The following is an 18,795-nucleotide window of genomic DNA, read 5'->3' on the forward strand; positions in this document are numbered from 1 at the left end:
ATCGCTCACCGACCCTCGCCGGTGACGGGGCGCGCGAGATCGTCCTGCCCGATGAGCTCCACCGGCTTAGCCGCCAGCAGCTCCTCGGCGCGGGCCAGGTCCTTCACGGACAGCGCGATGTAGGTGGAGATGAGCGAATAGCTGTACGTCACGTTGATGCCGCAGTCGGCCATGATGCCCATGACGCGCGCGAGCTCGCCCGGCGTGTCGTCGAGGCGCGCGCACAGCACGTCCGAGCTCGTGGCGGCGGCGCCCATGTCGCGCAGCACGGCGAGCGCCTTGTCGGGCGCGTCCACGATGAACCGCACGATGCCGTAATCGCCCGTGTCCGAGGCGCTGTAGCCGCGCACGCTCACGCCGGCCTCCTCGAACGCGTCGAGCACGCGACGCAGATGACCGGGACGGCTTTCCAGGAACACGCTGATCTGCTGGACGCTCATGCCCTCTGCGCCCCTTCCCCGTCGCTGCCGGCGGCCGCACGCTGCGACGCCGCGCCCTGCGCGAAGGCGAGGCCCGCGCGGAACGCCGCCTGGTTGGCTTCGACCGTCTTCGGCGGCACGCGGCGCGCGATGACGCGCTCCCACGCATCCTGCGCGAAGTCGAGGCGCGTGGCAAGCGCGCCCAGCAGCACGACGTTCACCGACTTCGGCGAACCCACCTCAGTTGCGATCTGGCTCGCCGGAATGAGCGTGGCGCCGGCCTCGGCCAGGCGCTCGCAGGCGCCCTCGGGCATGGAGGCGCGCCCGATGAGCACGGGCAGCGGCTGGATGGACTCGTCGGCCACCAGCAGGTAGCCGCCCTCGCGCACGTTGGGCAGGTTGCGCAGGGCCTCGGTGGTCTCGAACGACACGACGCAGTCGGCGCATCCCTCGTCGGACACCATGGAGCGCACGGGGTCCTTGCCGAAGCGCACGACGGTGGTCACCGCGCCGCCGCGCTGCGACATGCCGTGGATTTCGGACACCTTCGCATCGTAGCCCGATTCCAACGCGGCATGCGCCAGCAGGTCGGCCGCGAGAATGGTGCCCTGGCCGCCCACGCCGCACAGAAGCACGGTAGTCGCGTTACTCATGGGAGCCTCCTTCCGACGAAGATCCGGATGCGGGTTGCACGATGGCGCCGTAGGCGCAGTACTGGGCGCACTGGCCGCAGCCGATGCACTGCGCGGCGTCGATGAGCGCGTGGTCGTTCGCCGGATCCTTCGCGATGGCCGGGCAGCCCAGCGTCGAGCACACGCCGCACGCCGTGCAGCTCTCGCTCACCGCGTAGGGGGTCTCGCGGATGCGGTCGATGAGCACGCAGGGGCTGCGGAACACGAGCACGGACAGCTCGTCGGAGGCGACGGCCTCCTTGAGCGCGCGGCGCACGGCTTTCGCATCGTTCGGGTCGATGGTGCGCACGTCCTCCACGCCGATGGCGCGCACGACGCCCTCGAGATCGAGCTCGCGCGAGGGGCGCTTCTGCAGCGTCTCGCCGTTGAAGGGGTTGCCCTGGCGGCCCGTCATGGCCGTCGTGCGGTTGTCGAGCACGCAGACGGTGCCCGCGCCCTGGTTGTACACGGTGGAGATGAGCGCCGACAGGCCCGAGTGCGCGAACGTAGAGTCGCCGATGACGCCCACGACGGGGCGATGGTCGGTGCCCGCCCACGCCAGCTCGAAGCCGTGCGACATGCTCACCGAAGCGCCCATGTCGATGGTGGTGTCCATGGCCGACAGCGGCGGCAGCGCGCCGAGCGTGTAGCAGCCGATGTCGCCCGTGACGACGGCCTTCATGCGCGCGAGCTCCTTGAACACGAGACGGTGCGGGCATCCTGCGCACAGCGCCGGCGGGCGGCCGGGGATGCCGGCCGGCATGTCCGCATGCGCGGGCGCGTCGTAGCCGAACGCCGCGCGCACGAGGCCCGGCGTGAGCTCGCCGTCGCGCGGCAGCGGCGCGGCGAACGGCGCCACCTCGATGCCGAGCGCCCGCACGCTCTCGTTCAGGTACTCGGACGCCTCCTCCACCACGTAGAGCGCATCCACGCTGTCGGCGAAGGCGCGCAGCGCGTGTTCGGGCAAAGGCCACGTGCACCCCAGCTTGAACACGGACGCGTCGGGCAGCGCCTCGGTCACGTGCATGAACGTCGCGCCGGCGCACACCACGCCCACGGCGCTGCCGCCGCGCTTCACCTCGTTGTAGGGGCAGTCCTCAACCCAGGCGCGCAGCGCGTCGATGCGCTCGAGCTGCACCTTGCGGCGCGGCTTCGCGAACGCGGGCATCATGACCCACTTCGCCGGGTTGCTCTCGTAGGCCTTGAGCGCCACGTCTTCGCGCGCTCCGGGCTCCACCGGGGTCTTCGTGTGCGACACGCGCACCGTGGAGCGGATGAACACCGGCACGTCGAAGCGCTCGGACAGCTCGAAGGCTTCGCGCGTGTAGCGCAGCGCCTCGGCCGAATCGGCCGGGTCGAGCATGGGAATGTGCGCCGCGCGGGCGTACCAGTGGGAATCCTGCTCGTTCTGCGACGAGTACATGCCCGGATCGTCGGCGGCCAGCACCACCAAGCCGCCTCCGACGCCCGAATACGCGGCGGTGAACAGCGGGTCGGCGGCCACGTTCACGCCGACGTGCTTCATCGTGGTCAGCACGCGCGCGCCGGCGGCCGACGCCCCGATGCCCACCTCCACGGCCACTTTCTCGTTGACGGCCCATTCGGCGTACACGCCGTCCTTCTTCGCGAACGCTTCGAGCGTTTCGGTCGACGGAGTGCCGGGGTAGGCCACGCCGATATGCGCCCCCGCCTCCCATGCCCCCTGGGCAATTGCCTCGTTGCCTGACATCAATTCCATGAGCGAACCCTTCTCATCTGATAACCCACGGGAAATTATACGGCAACGCGCGCCGCCCGCCCCGGTCAAACGATCAAAACCGGGCCGAACGGCGCGCGTTGCGCACCGATGCTCTCAAGCGAGCGCTACTCTTCTTTGTAGACGAGGCAGAACGCGCCGATTTGGATGACGTCGCCCGAGGCGAGACGGCGCGCTTCCACGCTGTCGTTGTTCACCCACACGCCGTTGAACGAGTTGGCGTCGCGGATGACGTAGCCGCCCTCCGAGGGCTCCACCGCGGCATGCTCGCGCGACACGGTCATGTCGTTGAGGAACACGTCGCACTGCGGGCTGCGGCCGATGGACAGCGGCTCGTCGCCCAGCTGGTAGGTCACGCCGGTCTGCGGCCCGCGTACCACATGGAGCGCTGCGGCGGCCTGGGGCGCGCTGTCCACGGGCAGCGCGTCGTCGCCGAGCGACACGGGCTCGAAGCGCTGCGTCGAACCGAGCAGCTTGAACCCGCAACGCGGGCAGGCGGCCGCCTGCGGATCGATGGGGTTGTTGCATACGGGGCACATGGTGCTCATGGCGTATCCTCTCTGCTATCCGGCTCAGACGGCGGAAGCGGTCTTGTCGATGACGAGCGGCGTCTCGTTCAGGGTGACGGACTGCGCCTCTTTCGGCTGGCCCGAGAACCCGCGGAACAGGCGATCCCACCACACGCCCACGCCTTCGAAGAAGTCGGGCGCGCTCACATCTTCGCACGCCACGAGGTCCATGGTGGCTATGGTGGCGTTGCGTTGCTTAAAGGTGATCGTGCCCACCTTGTCGCCTTCCTTCACGTTGCCGGACAGCTCGTCGAATTCGAGCGACTGGCTCACGTTGCCGTTGAGGTCGAAGATGGTGACGGCCGCCTGCGGGTCGCGCAGCGTCGCCTTCACCGTCTTGTCGATCCAACCCGTGTGCGCCACTTCGGCCACGACGGGCACCTCGGTGCCGTTCATCGTGGTGGTTTGCGGGCTGTTGGCCAGCTGGTAGGATATCTCGTGCTGGTACACCCACTCGCACAGGGCCTTCGCGTCGGCGAAGCGCTGCGCCTCGGACGATGAGTTGATGACGATGGCGTACAGCTCGCGGCCGTCCTTGTTGGCAGCGCCCGCGAACGACGGCCCGGCCAGCAGCGTCACGCCGGTCTTCACGCCGATGGCGTACTCGTAGAGGTCGAAGAACCCGTCGGTGGTCTCCAGGTAGATGTCCACCTTCTCGCCGCCGCGCGTCACGAGGATGTCGGTGCTGCCGCCGCCCACGATGGCGCGGAACGTGTCGTTGGTCATGGCGTACTGCACCACCTTGGCCACGTCGGCCGCGGTGCTGTGCAGGTTGCCCTCGTAGGCGTCGAAGTCGAGCCCGTGCGGGTTCTCGTAGACGGTGTCGGTGCAGCCGAGCGCCGCCGCCTTGTCGTTCATGGCCTGCACGAACACGGCCTCCGGATCGGATGCGCCCGCGTCCATCGCACGGCCGATGGTCTCGGCGATGGCCACGGCGGCGTCGTTGCCCGACGGCACGAGCAGCGCCTTGAGCGCCGTCTCGAGGTCCATGACGTCGCCTTCTTGCAGGTCGGCGGACGATTCGCCCACGCTTGCGGCCGCAGCCGACACCGTGACGGGCGTGTCGAGCGACACGAGCCCGCTTGCCACGGCGTCGAGCGCCACGACGCCCGTCATGATCTTCGTGATGGACGCGATCTGCGTGGGGCTCGAGGCGTTGCGCTCGAAGTACACCGTGCCGTCGGAGCCCATGACCATGGCGTACTCGGCGTCGATGCTCGGGCACTGCGCCACGGCCAGGCCGCGCGCGTCGACGGTTTGGCCGTAGACGACGTCGGCCTTGCGCACGTCGGCGAAGGCGGTGGCGGGCGCGACGATGCCGGTGCAGGCAAGCGCGCAGGCGAGCACGCACGCCAGGAGCCGGGCGCGCGTGCGGTTGAGGGTATGGGTCAGCGTATTAGTCAATGCGATAGATATCCTCCGGTCGTACCGGCTCGAAGCCGGCGGCGGTCAACTTCTCTTCGAGATCGTCCGTGCCCTCCACCTTCAGCACGTCGACGGCCGTCTCCGCGTTCACGGAGAAGCAGTACCCGTACTCGATGTTGGCGTTCTGCTCGTCCATGAACTCGAGGAGCGAGGCGAGCCCGCCCGGCACGTTCGGCACGCGCACGCCGAGCACCGGCGTGACGGTGGCGCGGTAACCCTGCGCGCGCAGGGCCTCGGCCGCGGCGTCGGGGGTGTCCGTCAGCATGCGGGCCACGCCGAAGTCGGCCGTGTCGGCCAGGTTGAGCGCATGCATGTTGATGCCCGCGTCGGAAACGGCGCGGCAGGCCGCCGCGAGACGGCCCTTCTCGTTCTCGAGGAATACGGTCAGCTGCGAAATCATGCCTTCTTCCCTTCTCTCAGGTCGATGATGCGCTTCGCCTTGCCCTCGCTGCGCTCGATGGTCTTCGGCTCGACGATCTTGATGTCGACGGCGATCTGCAGGTTGCTCTTGAGCTCGCCCGCCAGGCAGCGCTTGAGGTCCTCGAGCTTGCGGATCTCGTCGAACGGGAACTCGGGGACCGTCTCCACGTCGAGCTCGACGTGATCGAGCGGGCCCTTGGACGTGAGGATGATCTGGTACTGCGCCGCGATCTCGGGGAAGCTGACGATGACCTGCTCGATCTGCGACGGGAACACGTTGACGCCGCGCAGGATGAGCATGTCGTCGGTGCGGCCCACGATGCGGTCGATCTTGCGGTGGGTGCGCCCGCACGCGCAGGGCTCGGCGATGATGCGCGTGACGTCGCGGGTGCGGTAGCGCACGAGCGGGCAGCACGCGCGGGTGAGCGTGGTGAACACGAGCTCGCCGTACGTGCCGTCGGGCACCGGCTCGAGCGTGTCGGGATCGACGATTTCGGCGTAGAAGTGGTCCTCGGCCACGTGCAGGCCGTTCGACTCGGCGCACTCCATGGCCACACCCGGGCCCATGACCTCGGACAGGCCGTACACGTCGCAGTACTGGATGCCCAGCTTCTTGCGGATATCGTCGCGCATGCTCTCGGAGGCGGGCTCGGCGCCGAAGATGCCGGCCGAGATCTTGAACTCGGTGGCCGGGTCGTAGCCCATTTCGATGGCCGTGTCGGCGATGAGCAGCGCGTAGGACGGCGTGCACGCGAGGATGTCGGTGCCGAGGTCCTTCATCATCTGGATCTGGCGCTTCGTGTTGCCCGACGACGTGGGGATGACCGAGCAGCCCACGGCCTCGCCGCCGGCATGCGCGCCCAAACCGCCCGTGAACAGGCCGTAGCCGTACGACACCTGGATGGTGGAGTCGGCGTCGCCGTTCACCATGTAGATGCCGCGGGCGAAGCAGTCGCCCCAGTTCTTGAGGTCTTCGGCGGTGTGGCCCACCACGGTGGCTTGCCCCGTCGTGCCGGAGGATGCGTGGATGCGCGCCACGTCCTTGCGCGGCACGGCGAACAGCCCGAACGGGTAGGCGTCGCGCATGTCCTGCTTGACGACGAACGGGAAGTCCGTCAGATCTTCGAGGGTTTTGAGGTCGCCGGGCTCAACGCCCGCTGCCTTGAACGACTCCTGGTAGAACGCCACGTTGTCGTAGGCGTGCTGCACGGTTTGCTTCATGCGCTCCAGCTGCAGATCGCGCAGCTGCTCTCGGGGCATGGTCTCGATGTCTGGCTGGTAGTACACCTCGGAAATCACCTCTCATTGCTCGGGACGTCGGATGATCCACCCGCCGTCGCAGCGTCGCCCTTGTCGTCCTCCGTGGATTTCGGCCCCTCGACCACCACTTCCGTCACCGGATCGTACACGGAGCCGAATGCGTCCTCGTGCAGAATGGATCCGTCCTCGCCTTTCACCGTGCGAACGACCGTGATGCTGCGTCCGTCGGTGCCGCGGGTCTTGACGTAGCTTGAACCGGGTGCGAGCGTCTCGTCGACCGTGGTCTTGGTCGCATAGTGCTCGCCTTCGCTCCACGCTCCGGTGTCCGTTGATACCCGATACCCGGGATCGACTCCGTACAGTGTAGCGGTTACGGCCCCGTCCACACAAGAAAGACGCACCAAAACATCGCTGGCGGAATCGTTTTCCCACACGAGGTCGAGATCGGGCCAACTGACCGCGGCGTCGCGCCCCGTGGGGTAGCTGCCGATGTAGAGCGAGTGGTTGTGGCGCGTGACCACGGGGAAGCCCGATTCGTACACGGCGTTGAACATGGTGGTGGCCACCTGGCAGATGCCGCCGCCCACGGCGTCGTCGTACTCGCCGTCGATGATGGCGCCCGCGCCCTTGAAGCCGCGCTCCTCGTTGCACTCCCCCGCCGTGCCGTTGAACGACCAGGTGTCGTTCGGCTTCACCACCGAGTTGCTGAGCAGCTCGGAGACGAGCGCGATGTTGTGGTTGCGGTTCTCGGTGCCGGCGCCGACGGTGAACTCGGTGGTGTAGCTGGCGATGGTGCCGATGATGCCGAGGTCCATGGCCTCGTCGAACGGCAGCTCGGAGGGCGCGGGGCCCGCGCCGATGCTCACCTCCACCGGCGCGTCCCCGCCCGAGAAGGCCTTGCCGCCCTCCCCGAACAGCGCGGCGTCGAAGGCCGCCACGGCTTCGGCGGCGAGCGGGATGGTGCCCGTGCCGTCGGTGCGCACGGTCACGTCGGCGTCGTTTGCCTCGAAGGTGGCGTGGATGGGATCGCCCTTGCTCACCTGCGCCACGTGCGCGAGCAGAGCCGGCTTCGCCTTCGCCTCGTCCACGAACGGAACGAGCGACGAGCCTTCCACGCGCGTGCCCACCCAGGCGCCGATGTCGGACGCCGAGGCGCTCCAGGCGGCGCCGTCGTAGGCGAACTGCGCGCCGTCGGAAATAGCGGCGTTCACGGCATCGCAGGTGGCGCGCGCGGCGGCCTCGTCCACGCGCAGGGGCGCGTACTCGGCATGGGCCACGAACGAGCCGCGGCCGTCGCCGGCGAGGAATATCCCGTCGAGCGTGCGCTTGAGCGCGTCGCGGTCGAGCATGGTGCCGTCATGGCCCTCGGTGACGGATGCCACACCGTCGGTCACCTCGATGCCGTAATCGACACGCGGGTTGCCGATGGCGGCGTCGATGTCGGCCGCGAGCGTCTCGAGCGCCTCGTCGTCGTAGACGGCGCGCGGCTCGAGCGCGCGCCCCGCGAAGAGCGCCCCCAGACGCGCGAGCACGCCGCCCTCCTCGCGCCCCACGGCGAGCGCTTCGGCGGCAAGGTCGGCGGCGGGCACGCGCGCCTCGAGCGTGGAGGCGTCGGCCGTCCACGCCAGCTTGTTCGCGCGTGCCTCTTCCACGGCCAGCTGCTCGGCGAGCGCGGCGTCCTGCGCCGCGGCGGTTTCGTCGGCGATGCGGGATTCGGCCTCGTCGTTCGCGTACACGGTCACGCCGCCCTCAGCGAGCCGCGTCCCGTAGGTTGCATCGATGAGGGCGGTCAGCTCGTCGGCCGTCTTGCCGGCGGCGTCGATCTCGCCCACGCGCACGCCCGGATAGGCCTTGCCCGCGTTCATGCCGAAGTCCACGGCGCCGCCCACCAGCACCACGGCCGCGAGCACCACCGCCGCGAGCGCGATGCGGCTGCGCGACACGAGGCGGGCGAGGGCGCGCAGCAGCGCGCCGAGGCCCTTGCCGACGAGCAGGAGCACGGACAGCAGCGCCCCGCCGACGGCGGCGAGCACGCGGCGCACCGGGCCGCCGGACGCCTTCGAGCGCGGAGGTTCCTTCGTCCACACGGAGGGCGCGTTGTACGCGCGGGAGTCGCGCGGGCGCTGCGCGTTCGCGCGCTTCGAGCCCGCGGAAGCGGAGCGGCCGGAGGGCGTCGACGTGGGAGCGGAGCTGGAACGGCGAGCGGGCGCATGCGCCGCGCTCGGGCGGCGTGCCGGAGCTCCCGACGGACGCGCGCGTCCGTACGAGTCGCGCTGGGAGGCGGGAGCGCGCCGTGCGTCCGGGTCTCTCGGCGTCCGATCGGCCATACGCTACCCGACGCTCTCCGACGACGCGTCCTTGAGGGCGCGCACCTTGCGCACGGCCACCACCACGTAGTAGACCGTCGTGGCCAGGGCCAGCACGAGGCCGGCGTACACGAACCAGATGCCCCACGAGCAGGCGGCCGCGTTGAAGCCCGGCAGCCATGCCGCGTCGACGATGCCGAGGCCGCCGATAAGCGGCCAGTTCAGCAGCAGGCCGGCGAAGCCCACGAACAGCAGCGTCGTGGCAACCTTGCCGGGATAGATGACGGGCACGCGCACGCGGAAGCGCTTGAGCAGGCAGGCGCCGCCCACGAGCAGCAGCAGATCGCGCACGAGCACCACGAGGATGATCCAGAGCGGCAGGCGCCCCACGAGGAACAGCCCGCACACGCCGGAGATCATGAGGATGCGGTCGACGGCCGGGTCGAGCAGCTGCCCGAGCTTCGACACCGCGTTCGTGCGGCGGGCGATCTGCCCGTCGATCCAGTCGGTGCCCGCGGCGAGCGCGTAGAGGAACGTGGCCATGACGTCGTAGCCGTTGAACAGCAGCACGAGGAAGATGGGCACGAGGCACAGGCGGATGAACGAGATGAGGTTGGGCACGGTGAAGATGCGGTCGCTCACCTGTTCGGCTCCGCTGTTCGCATCCTTGTTCGTCATTCGGCTGCCCTTTCTTCCGCTCGTCCCTCGACGCAAAAACCGGGCCTGGTTCTCAGACCCGGTGGCGCATGCTTGTATGGTGCACCATTTTAGCAGGTTTCCCTGAAACCCCGCCGCCCTTTCTTGCTTCAACAGGTTTTCCATCCATCTTAAGAAACCGTGACGGAGCGGGCGGCCCGAAACGAGAAAACCCCGCTAAGGCGGGGTTTTCTCACGCGGAGGAGCGAATTCCTACGCGGTCTTCTTGGTGTCGGGGACCTCGAAGGTGTCCTCGTACTTCTCGGCCGCAGGCGGCGTGTACGTGGGCTCCATGGTCAGGCAGTCCTTCGGGCACTCGCGCACGCAGCTGCCGCACTGCACGCAGCGGAAGCGGTTGATGGACCACGTGCGGGCCGCCTTGTCCACCGTGATGGCGGAGCACGGGCAGCGCTTCATGCAGATGCCGCACAGGATGCACCGATCGACGTCGTTCACCACGTGGCCCTTGAGGCCCGCAGGAGGCGTCTTCGTCTGAACGGGGTACAGCAGCGTCTCCGGCTTTTTGAACAGCGACCCGAAGGTCATCTTTCCCAGCTTGAAGCTTCCCATGGTCCTCCTACCTTTCCGTGCAGCTGATGCAGGGGTCGATGGTGAGCACGATCATGTTGACGTCGGCCAGGTCGCAGCCCGCAAGCGCCGTGGCCATGCCGGCCAGGTTCTGCGACGTGGGCGTGCGCATGCGCATGCGCTCCAGGTACTTCGACCCGTTGCCGCGCGCGTAGTAGTAGCACTCGCCGCGGGGCTGCTCCACCACGTTGGCGGCTTCGGCGCCCGCCGCGGGCGAGCCCTTCACGTCGACGGCGATGTCGCCGGCGGGGATCTTCGCGATCATCTCCTCGATGATGTCGATGGACTGCAGCACCTCGAGCGCGCGCACCTTGACGCGGGCGTAGCAGTCGCCCTGGCCGTCGAGGATGGGCTGGAAGTCGTCGAGGAAGCCGTAGCCGCCGTTGCCCAGCATGCGCACGTCGTAGTTCACGTTGGAGGCGCGGGCGAACGGGCCCACCATGCTCTGCGCCAGCGCGTCCTCGTGGCTGATGTAGCCCACGCCCACGGTGCGGTTCTTCACCGAGGAGTCCTTGAGGAAGGCGTTGCACAGCTGGCGGTAGTCGTCCTTGATGCCCTCGAGCACGCGCTTCATCTCGGCGAACTGCGCGTCGTCGATGTCGCGGACCACGCCGCCCACCTTGACGACGGAGAAGATGACGCGGCCGCCCGTGGTCTTCTCGAAGATGTGGAGCACGCGCTCGCGCAAACGCCAGCAGTGCATGAACAGGCTCTCGAAGCCGAAGGCGTCGGCGGCGAGGCCCATCCACAGCACGTGGGAGTGGATACGGGAAAGCTCGTGCCAGATGACGCGCAGGTACTCGGCGCGCGTGGGGATCTCGACGCCCATGAGCTTCTCGACGGTCTCGGCGTAGCCCATGGAGTGCCCGAAGGCGCAGATGCCGCAGATGCGCTCGGCCACGTAGATGAACTGGTTGTAGTCGCGCGTCTCGACGAGCTTCTCGAGGCCGCGGTGGATGAAGCCGATCTGCGGGACCGCTTCGATGACGGTCTCGTCCTCGACCACGAGGTCGAGGTGCAAAGGCTCGGGCAGCACCGGGTGCTGGGGGCCGAACGGGATGACGGTCGCCTTTCCCATGCTACTCACCTTCCTTTTCTGCCTTCGCGGCCTCACGGGCGGCCTTGGCTTCGAGCGCCGCCTTCACCTTGGCGGCCTTCTCGGGGTCGAGGTTCGCAATCTTGTCGTCGGCGGCCGCCTGCTTCGCCGCGGCCTCCTTCTTGGCCTTGGCCTCCATGGCGGCGCGCACCTTCGCGGCCTTCTCGGGATCCATGCCGGCCAGCTTGGCCTCCATGGCGGCGGCGTCGTCGGCGGGCTTGGCGGCCGCTTCGGCGCCCTCCCCTGCCGCGGCGGCCTGCTCCTTGGCAGCCTTGGCGGCGGCGATCTTCGCCGCCTTGTCGCGGGCGGCCTTCTGCGCGGGCGAGATGACGGTCATGGGCTCTTTCTGCGCGAGCGCGTAGAAGTTGCCGCCGAAGTCGATGGCGATGCCGTGCACGTCCACGCCGAACAGGTCGTGCGCCTCGTTCTCGAACACGAACGCGGCGATGAACTGGTCGGTGACGCTCGGCACGGGGGTGCCCTTCTTCACGCCTTTGATCTCATGGTTGACCAGCACGCCGTCTTTCATGAACGAGTAGATGAGGTCGATGCCGTCCTCGGTGTTCACGCACAGCATCTGTACGAAACGCCATCCGTCGGCTTTCTTCTCGGCCGCGAGTGCGGGCAGGCCCTCGAGGGTCAAGGGAACGAACTCGGTTTTCAGCGTCATACGTCAGGCCCCTTTCTTCTGCGCCTGCAGGGCTTTCGACTTCTCTTCCAAGATGCCGAGCCCCTGCACGACCGCGTCGATGATGGCCTCGGGGCGCACGGCGCAGCCGGGCGCGTACACGTCCACCGGGATGGCCTGGTCGACGCCGCCGATCACGTTGTAGCAGTCGTGGAAGATGCCGGCGGAGCACGCGCAGATACCGCACGCGATGACCACCTTCGGCTCGACCATCTGGTTGTAGATCTCTTGCACCACGCTGATGTTCTGCTCGTTCACGCTGCCCGTGACGAGGAAGATGTCGGCGTGCTTGGGGTTGCCCGTGTTGATGATGCCGAAACGCTCGACATCGAACCCGGGGCACAGCGCGGCCAGCACTTCGATGTCGCAGCCGTTGCAGCTGGAACCGTCGTAGTGGATGACCCACGGTGATTTGGTTGCATACGTCATAGCTGTGAGCTCCTTACAGGTACGCCATAAACGCGATGTTCACGCCGCCCGCCACGAGGGCCACGACCCACGCCGAGGCGAGCAGGGCCTGCCACTTCACGCGGGCGAAGTTGTTGTCGATCCAGATCTCCAGGAAGTACACGAGCGCCACCACCACGAAGGCGAGCACGATGGAGACGGGGTTGCCCCAGATGAAGAACAGCGCCGTCCAGCCGAGGAACAGGATGTTCTCGCACCAGTGCATGATCTCCACCTTCGCAAGCGTCTTGCCGCTCATCTCGGTGGTGATGCCCTTGACGATTTCCTGGTGCGCGTGGTGCGAGTACGACAGGTCGAACGGCGACTTGCGCAGCTTGATGGTGAGCACGAACAGGAAGCCCAGGAACACGAGCCAGATGTTCGTCACCACAGGCGCGTCGAGGAAGAACACGCCGGCGGAGTTGAACGTGCCCGCCGCCATGTAGAAGGCCACGGCCATGAACAGCACCATGGGCTCGTACGCCATGACCTGCAGCGTCTCGCGGTTCGCGCCGATCTCGGAGTACGGCGAGCGCGTGGAGTACGCGGCCACGATGAAGAACAGCGCCGACAGCGTGATCACGAACACGCTCATCAGCAGGTTTCCGCCGGAGAAGAAGATGCCGCCGGCGATGAGGGTGAACACGAGGGCGCACGTGACGTAGGTGCCCTCGGTGGAGTTCACCGACACGTTGTCCTTCTCGATGAGCTTGCGCACGTCGTAGTACGGCTGGAGCAGCGGGGGTCCCACGCGACCCTGCATGCGGGCCGAGATCTTACGGTCGAGGCCGGCAAGCAGGCAACCCAGAACCGGGGCCACAATGGCGAACACCAGGGTGCCGATGAGAGCGAATAGCAACGTCATATCAAATCACACCCTTTCTTAGAACAGTCCCGGAACGCCCACGGCCGCTGCCGCAAACGCGATGACGATGACGATGGTGCAGCAGGCGGTGCCGAAGGGCGAAATGCGCTTCTCGCCGAACAGCCCCTCGAGGTACCAGTTGCGCGCCGAGGCGGTGGACTCGCCGGACAGCGAGTTCGAGAACGTGCGCTCGGCGTTGTCGCGGCTGACGCCGGCCAGGTAGATGTCCACCTTCTTGGCCTTGTTGCGCCCGAGGCCCGCGAACAGCACGACCGCGATGAACGCCGACAGCAGCGAGGCGATCCAGAGGTTGGACGACGCGATGTCCTGGCCCACGGTGCCGTACACGCTGTACACGTAGGGCTCCACCACCATCCAGGAGATGACGGGCAAGCCGATGCAGCACAGGATGACGAGCACGGCCATCACCATGATGGCGATCCACTCGCTCGTGTGCACCTTGGTCTCTACGTTCTCGGGACGAGCGGCGATGCCGGAGAGCTTGCCGAGCCACTTCGCCCAGAACATGAACGTGGCGGCCGAGCCGAACGCAAGCAGCACGATGAGCGCTACCTGGCCGGTGTCGGCGAAGGAGACGAGCGTGGCCCACTTGGCCAGCAGCATGCCGAACGGAGCGATGAACATGCACATGATGCCCAGCATCATGAAGCGCGCGAGACGCGGCATGCGCTCGAACAGGAGGTCCATGTCCTCGATGTCGCGGCTGCCGATGTGGTGCTCGGCGGTGCCGACGCAGAGGAACAGCAGGGACTTCGCGATGGCATGGAACAGCACGAGGAACGTGGCCGCCCACACGGCTTCAGGCGTGCCGACGCCGGCGCAGGCCACGATCAGGCCGAGGTTCGCGATGGTCGAGTACGCCAGCACGCGCTTCGCGTTGGACTGCGAGATGGCCATGAACGAGCAGAAGAGGAACGTGAGCCCGCCCACGAGGATGACCATGACCGAGGGCACGGGGCACGCGAGCATGATGGGGGCCAGCTTGACGAGCAGGAACACGCCCGCCTTCACCATCGTGGAGGAGTGCAGCAACGCCGAGGTGGGCGTCGGCGCCACCATGGCGCCGAGCAGCCACGTGTGGAACGGCATCTGCGCGGCTTTCGTGAGGCCGGCGAACGCGAGCGCCGTCACCGGCAGCACCACGACGCCGGGGTTCGCGATGCCGATCTGCAGGAACTCGAGGAACGACAGCGTGTTGAACTGGATGGCCATGACGTACAAGGCCAAAAGGAAGGCGATGCCGCCCAGGATGTTCATGATGATCTGGCGGAACGCGTTCTTGATGGCCTCTTCGGTACGGGTGTAGCCGATGAGCAGGAACGAGCACACCGTGGTGATCTCCCAGCCCGTGAACATCCACATCATGTTGTTGGAGAAGATGATGAGGAACATCGCGGCCAAGAAGACGAACATGAGGGCGAAGAACGTCGGGCGACGGTCCTTCGCGCCCTCGGGCTCGTGCGCCTGGAAGTCCTCCATGTAGCCGAGCGCGTACACGCAGATGCCGGAGCCGATGACGCCGATGATGAACGCCATGAGCAGCGACAGCGAGTCGAGGTACAGGCCTTCGGTCACGAGGATGTCGTGGGCGAAGCCGAACTCGAACACGAGCGAGCCGACCACCTGCACGGCGGCGAGCACGCAGGCCCACACGTTCTTGTACTTGATGCCGAAGAACAGGATGGCGATGGCGATGAGCACGCTGACGGCCATACAGATGTAGTCGACTACCGGGGAGTAGAACTCATACGTAATCCACGGAGCTCCCAGATAGGACACCACCAGCCACACCGATGCCAGCCCAATGACGAGAGCGGAGGCTCCCACAATCACATTTCGCGCTCGGTTGTTGCGCACGACAAGCAGAATGCCGGCAACAACCAGCGGGAAAAGGATTAAAAACCCGAGCATAGCCACGTAGCTTCCCCCTTTACCTTTACCGATTGCACTTGAACAATGAAAGCGAGCAAGAATGCCCGCGCCGCCACTCTACCAGAGAAAAGCGAGCCGTCGAACGGCACGGCAACTCCGGAGGTTATTGCTCGGTAAAAGGGTGCAAACGGTGAATGCGGACAGGCCCAACGGTCTTTTGCGTTGGGCTAACGGCTCATTGTTTCCCGTTTGTTGCAGGATCGTTTCCGATGGCCTACGTTATTGTGCACGTGCATAACTTGAATGGTGCAATAGGCTGCCCCTATGGCTGTTGCAGGGCTTTCATCTCCTCTTTCGCCTCGAGCTTGCGCAGCCGCCGCCATTCAAGTGCAAGAAAACCCGCCACGAGCAACGTGGACGTGATGTCGGAGATGGACGGCGCGAGCCACACGCTTTCAAGCGCCGTGATGGGCAGCAGGTGCGGCAGCACCACGGGGCAGAAGATGAGCAGCGGGATGAGGAAGAGGATCTGGCGCGTGAGCGTGAGCACCGTGGCCTTCACCGCCTGGCCCGTGGCGTCGAAGTAGTTCGAGCCGATGGTTTGGATGGGCAGGATGGGGATGAACATGAGGTACAGCACGAGCGCCCACGCCGTCTCGCCCATGTACTGCTCGGGCAGGCCGAAGAGGTGCGCGTACATATCGGGCGCGAGGATGACCGTGGCCCACAGGGGCGTGGTGATGGCGATGCCCAGCGCGATGGCCTGCATGAGCACGCGCTTCATGCGGTCGAATTTTCGCGCGCCGTAGTTGTAGCCGATGATGGGCTGCGCGCCCATGGCGATGCCCATGGCCGGCATGAACGTGAACAGCCCCACGGCCGACAGCACGCGCATGACCGCGAGCGCGCCGTCCACGCCCAGCACGTCGGCCGCGCCGTAGAGCACCAGCAGGTTGTTCTCGATCATCGACGAGACGGCGTAGCCCAGCTCCATGATGGAGGGCGCGATGCCGAGCGCGCAGATGCGCAGCGCCGTGCGCGGGTCGATGACGAGCGAGGGGCGGCGCAGGGGCATGGGCGAGTTCTTCTTGAGGAAGAACTGCATGACGAACGCGGCCGACAGCGCCCACGAGCACACGGTGGCCAGGCCGGCCCCGCGCATGCCGCCGTCGAGCACGATGATGAACAGGTAGCCCAGCACCACGTTCGCGCCCGTGCCGATGAGCATGGAGCCGAGCGCGCGGTTGGGATGGCCCGCCGTGCGGATGAAGTTGTTCATGCCGAAGGCGATGAACTGCAAGGGACAGCCCGCGATGATCACCGTCATGAAGTCCGACGCGAGCGGCAGCACGGCGTCGTCGGCGCCCGAGTAGCGCAGGATGGGCTCGAGCGCGAAGACCGCGACCGCCCACAGCAGCACCGTGGCGATGAGGAGCAGCACGAAGCTGTTGCCCACGACGCGCTCGGCCACCTCCTTCTTGCGCTCCCCCAGCTTGATGGCGGCCAGCGCGTTGCCGCCCACGCCCACGAGCATGGCCACGGCCACCATGGCCGTCATCATAGGGTTCGCCACCGTGGTGGCGGCCAGGCCGTCGGCGCCCACCGCATGCCCCACGTACACCGCGTCGATGACGTTGTACAGCATCTGCACGAGCACGCCCACCACCGCCGGGATGGAGAACTCGAGCAGCAGCTTGAACGTGCTCTCGGTGCCCATGCGGTCGATCTTCTGGTCGCCCTTATCGCCCTTGGCGGGGGCGGCGGACGCCGCCGGCTCCCTGCCGACGAGGTCGGGCTGCTCGGGTTGCTCGGTGAGCTCGGTTTTCGTTTCGTTTCTCCGCATGGCTCGTTTCGCTCCAAAGTGCAGAACATGCGGCCCGCGAACCCTCGCGCCGAAGCGCGCCGTTCGCCGGTCGCATGCTCGTTGGTCTTCCGGTTTGTCCTGGCAGCCAGTATACGTGAGCGCCGAGCCGATCACAAGCCGCAGGAAACGCGACGGGGAGCGCATGGCGAACAGCGCTCCCCGAGAGGGTGGGCGTCCGCTGTTGTCCGACAGGGGGACGCCCCGAATATGGCATGGGAAAAGCTGCTAGGCGGCGCCGTACACGAGCACCTGCGCCACGAGCAGGATGCCGCCGAAGATGAGCACGAACAATACCATGGGCCAGACGAACTTGAGCCACTTCGAGTACTTCATGTCCAACATGGTGAGCGTCGCGAGCACGAGGCCCGTCGGCGCGAGGTACAGCATGGCGTACTGGCCCCACTGGTAGGCGCACACCACCACCGAGCGCGGGATGCCCACGGTGTCGGCCAGCGGCGCCATGATGGGCATGGACAGCACGGCCAAGCCCGACGACGACGGCACCACGAAGCCCAGCAGGAAGAAGATGAACATCATGACGATGATGAAGACGGGGCCGGTCATACCCTGCACGAGGCCCGACGACCAGTACAGCAGCGTGTCGGAGATGAGCCCCTGCTCCATGATGAGGTTGATGCCGCGGGCCAGCCCGATGATGAGCGACACGCCCACGAGGCTCGACGCGCCGTGGATGAACGCGTCCACCACCTTCTTCTCGGCGATGCCCGACAGGAACATGATGATGATGGCGATGGCCAAGAACGATGCGGCCATCTGCGGGAACCACCAGCCCTGGCTCACGACGCCCCACACCATGATGGGGAACGCCGCCACGAACAGCACGAGGATGGCCTTCTTCTTGAGGGTGAAGCCGGTCCGCTTCGCCTCCTTGGTCTCCCCCGTCTCCACGTTGTAGAGCTTGGCGAACTTCTCGCGGTCCTCGTAGGTGTAGGAGAACGCCGGGTTCGCCTTGATCTTGCGGCTGTACCAGTACAGGTACGCGATGACCACGATGGCGCCCACGATGCAGCCCGCGATACGCCATTCGATGCCCTGCGTGAAGTTCACGCCCGCGGCGTTCGAGGCGATGACCACCGAGAACGGGTTGATGGTTGAGAACGTCGTGCCCATGGAGCCGGCCAGGAAGATGGCGCCGACGCAGATGATGGAGTCGTAGCCGAGGGCCAGGAATATGGGCACGAGGATGGGATAGAACGCCACGGCCTCCTCCTCGAGGCCGCAGGTGGTGCCGCCGAGCACCATGAGGGCGCTCACGAGGAATACGAGCAGGAACTCATGCCCCTTCGTCTTCTTCGTAAGCGCCATGAGGCCCGACTCGAACGCGCCGCTCGCGTTCACCACGCCGATGAGACCGCCCAGCACGAGGATGAACACCATGATGTCGGCCGCTTCCACCGTGCCCGACACCATGCTCACCGTGATGTCGGCGATGCCCTTGGGCTGCTGCTCGAGGCGCTCGTAGGTGTTGGGGACGGAGATGGGCTTCGACAGCGCGCCCGAGGTGAACTGGTCGATGCCGATGTTCACGCCGATGGCGTCGAGCGTCTCCTGCGTGGCGGGCTCTTCGCTCACCGCGCCCTGGGGGCTCGTGATCTGCAGCGTGCCCGCGTCGGCGTTGTAGGCGAGCTTCGCGTACTGGCCCGCCGGCACGAACCACGTGGCGATGACGGCGATGATGGTGAGGGCGAACAGGATGGTGAACGCGGTGGGGAAACTGAGCTTTCGCTTCTTCTTGGGAGGCTCCTCCTTGGGCAGTGCGGTGGTGGTTGGCAGTGTTGCTTCCGTCGTCATGCGCGGTCCCCTTTCGTGTG

General features: G+C 66.8%; 17 protein-coding genes. All 17 read right to left on the reverse strand.

Translation table 11 applies throughout. The features are described from left to right. Window positions 1-5: 5 nt before the first annotated feature. Complete coding sequence (locus tag C1876_RS08295; protein WP_114546256.1) at window positions 6-440, reverse strand: ACT domain-containing protein; 435 nt, start codon at window positions 438-440, stop codon at window positions 6-8. Beyond that, window positions 437-1,072, reverse strand: coding sequence for an indolepyruvate oxidoreductase subunit beta (locus tag C1876_RS08300; protein WP_114546257.1), 636 nt, complete (start codon window positions 1,070-1,072; stop codon window positions 437-439). Before C1876_RS08300 ends, C1876_RS08295 begins: the two co-directional genes overlap by 4 nt. Next, window positions 1,065-2,828, reverse strand: coding sequence for a thiamine pyrophosphate-dependent enzyme (locus tag C1876_RS08305; RefSeq protein WP_114546258.1), 1,764 nt, complete (start codon window positions 2,826-2,828; stop codon window positions 1,065-1,067). Before C1876_RS08305 ends, C1876_RS08300 begins: the two co-directional genes overlap by 8 nt. Before the next feature lie 125 nt (window positions 2,829-2,953). Beyond that, window positions 2,954-3,394, reverse strand: coding sequence for an FHA domain-containing protein (locus tag C1876_RS08310; protein WP_114546259.1), 441 nt, complete (start codon window positions 3,392-3,394; stop codon window positions 2,954-2,956). 24 nt (window positions 3,395-3,418) lie between these two features. Further along, window positions 3,419-4,819 (reverse strand): D-alanyl-D-alanine carboxypeptidase family protein, encoded by a 1,401-nt coding sequence (locus C1876_RS08315; protein WP_114546260.1) that lies wholly within the window; start codon window positions 4,817-4,819, stop codon window positions 3,419-3,421. Beyond that, a complete protein-coding gene (locus C1876_RS08320) occupies window positions 4,812-5,240 on the reverse strand; it encodes an ACT domain-containing protein (RefSeq protein WP_114546261.1) in 429 nt (142 codons plus the stop codon). Before C1876_RS08320 ends, C1876_RS08315 begins: the two co-directional genes overlap by 8 nt. Then, on the reverse strand, window positions 5,237-6,547 hold the full coding sequence (locus C1876_RS08325) for a phenylacetate--CoA ligase family protein (protein ID WP_114546305.1): 1,311 nt from the start codon (window positions 6,545-6,547) through the stop codon (window positions 5,237-5,239). Before C1876_RS08325 ends, C1876_RS08320 begins: the two co-directional genes overlap by 4 nt. An 8-nt stretch (window positions 6,548-6,555) precedes the next feature. After that, complete coding sequence (locus C1876_RS08330; protein WP_244910087.1) at window positions 6,556-8,607, reverse strand: VanW family protein; 2,052 nt, start codon at window positions 8,605-8,607, stop codon at window positions 6,556-6,558. Window positions 8,608-8,850: 243 nt separating this feature from the next. After that, window positions 8,851-9,504: a CDP-alcohol phosphatidyltransferase family protein gene (locus C1876_RS08335; RefSeq protein WP_114546263.1), complete on the reverse strand. Its 654-nt coding sequence runs from the start codon at window positions 9,502-9,504 to the stop codon at window positions 8,851-8,853. Window positions 9,505-9,735: 231 nt separating this feature from the next. Continuing rightward, the gene (locus C1876_RS08340; protein WP_114546264.1) at window positions 9,736-10,092 is read right to left on the reverse strand and encodes a 4Fe-4S binding protein; all 357 of its coding nucleotides are present in this window, start codon (window positions 10,090-10,092) and stop codon (window positions 9,736-9,738) included. Between the two features lie 7 nt (window positions 10,093-10,099). Beyond that, window positions 10,100-11,188, reverse strand: coding sequence for a hydrogenase large subunit (locus tag C1876_RS08345; protein ID WP_114546265.1), 1,089 nt, complete (start codon window positions 11,186-11,188; stop codon window positions 10,100-10,102). Between the two features lies 1 nt (window position 11,189). Then, entirely contained in the window at window positions 11,190-11,876 is a 687-nt protein-coding gene (locus C1876_RS08350; protein WP_114546266.1) for an NADH-quinone oxidoreductase subunit C, read from the reverse strand. 3 nt (window positions 11,877-11,879) lie between these two features. Then, window positions 11,880-12,323 (reverse strand): NADH-quinone oxidoreductase subunit B family protein, encoded by a 444-nt coding sequence (locus C1876_RS08355; RefSeq protein WP_114546267.1) that lies wholly within the window; start codon window positions 12,321-12,323, stop codon window positions 11,880-11,882. Window positions 12,324-12,336: 13 nt separating this feature from the next. Continuing rightward, window positions 12,337-13,206 (reverse strand): complex I subunit 1 family protein, encoded by an 870-nt coding sequence (locus C1876_RS17965; protein WP_244910088.1) that lies wholly within the window; start codon window positions 13,204-13,206, stop codon window positions 12,337-12,339. Between the two features lie 18 nt (window positions 13,207-13,224). Beyond that, window positions 13,225-15,138, reverse strand: coding sequence for an NADH-quinone oxidoreductase subunit 5 family protein (locus C1876_RS08360; RefSeq protein WP_244910091.1), 1,914 nt, complete (start codon window positions 15,136-15,138; stop codon window positions 13,225-13,227). A 283-nt stretch (window positions 15,139-15,421) separates the two neighbouring features. Beyond that, complete coding sequence (locus tag C1876_RS08365; protein ID WP_114546268.1) at window positions 15,422-16,942, reverse strand: MATE family efflux transporter; 1,521 nt, start codon at window positions 16,940-16,942, stop codon at window positions 15,422-15,424. A 246-nt stretch (window positions 16,943-17,188) separates the two neighbouring features. Further along, a complete protein-coding gene (locus tag C1876_RS08370) occupies window positions 17,189-18,775 on the reverse strand; it encodes a YfcC family protein (RefSeq protein WP_114546269.1) in 1,587 nt (528 codons plus the stop codon). Window positions 18,776-18,795 lie beyond the last annotated feature (20 nt).

Source organism: Eggerthella sinensis, from assembly GCF_003339815.1.
Classification (GTDB): Bacteria; Actinomycetota; Coriobacteriia; order Coriobacteriales; family Eggerthellaceae; genus Eggerthella; species Eggerthella sinensis.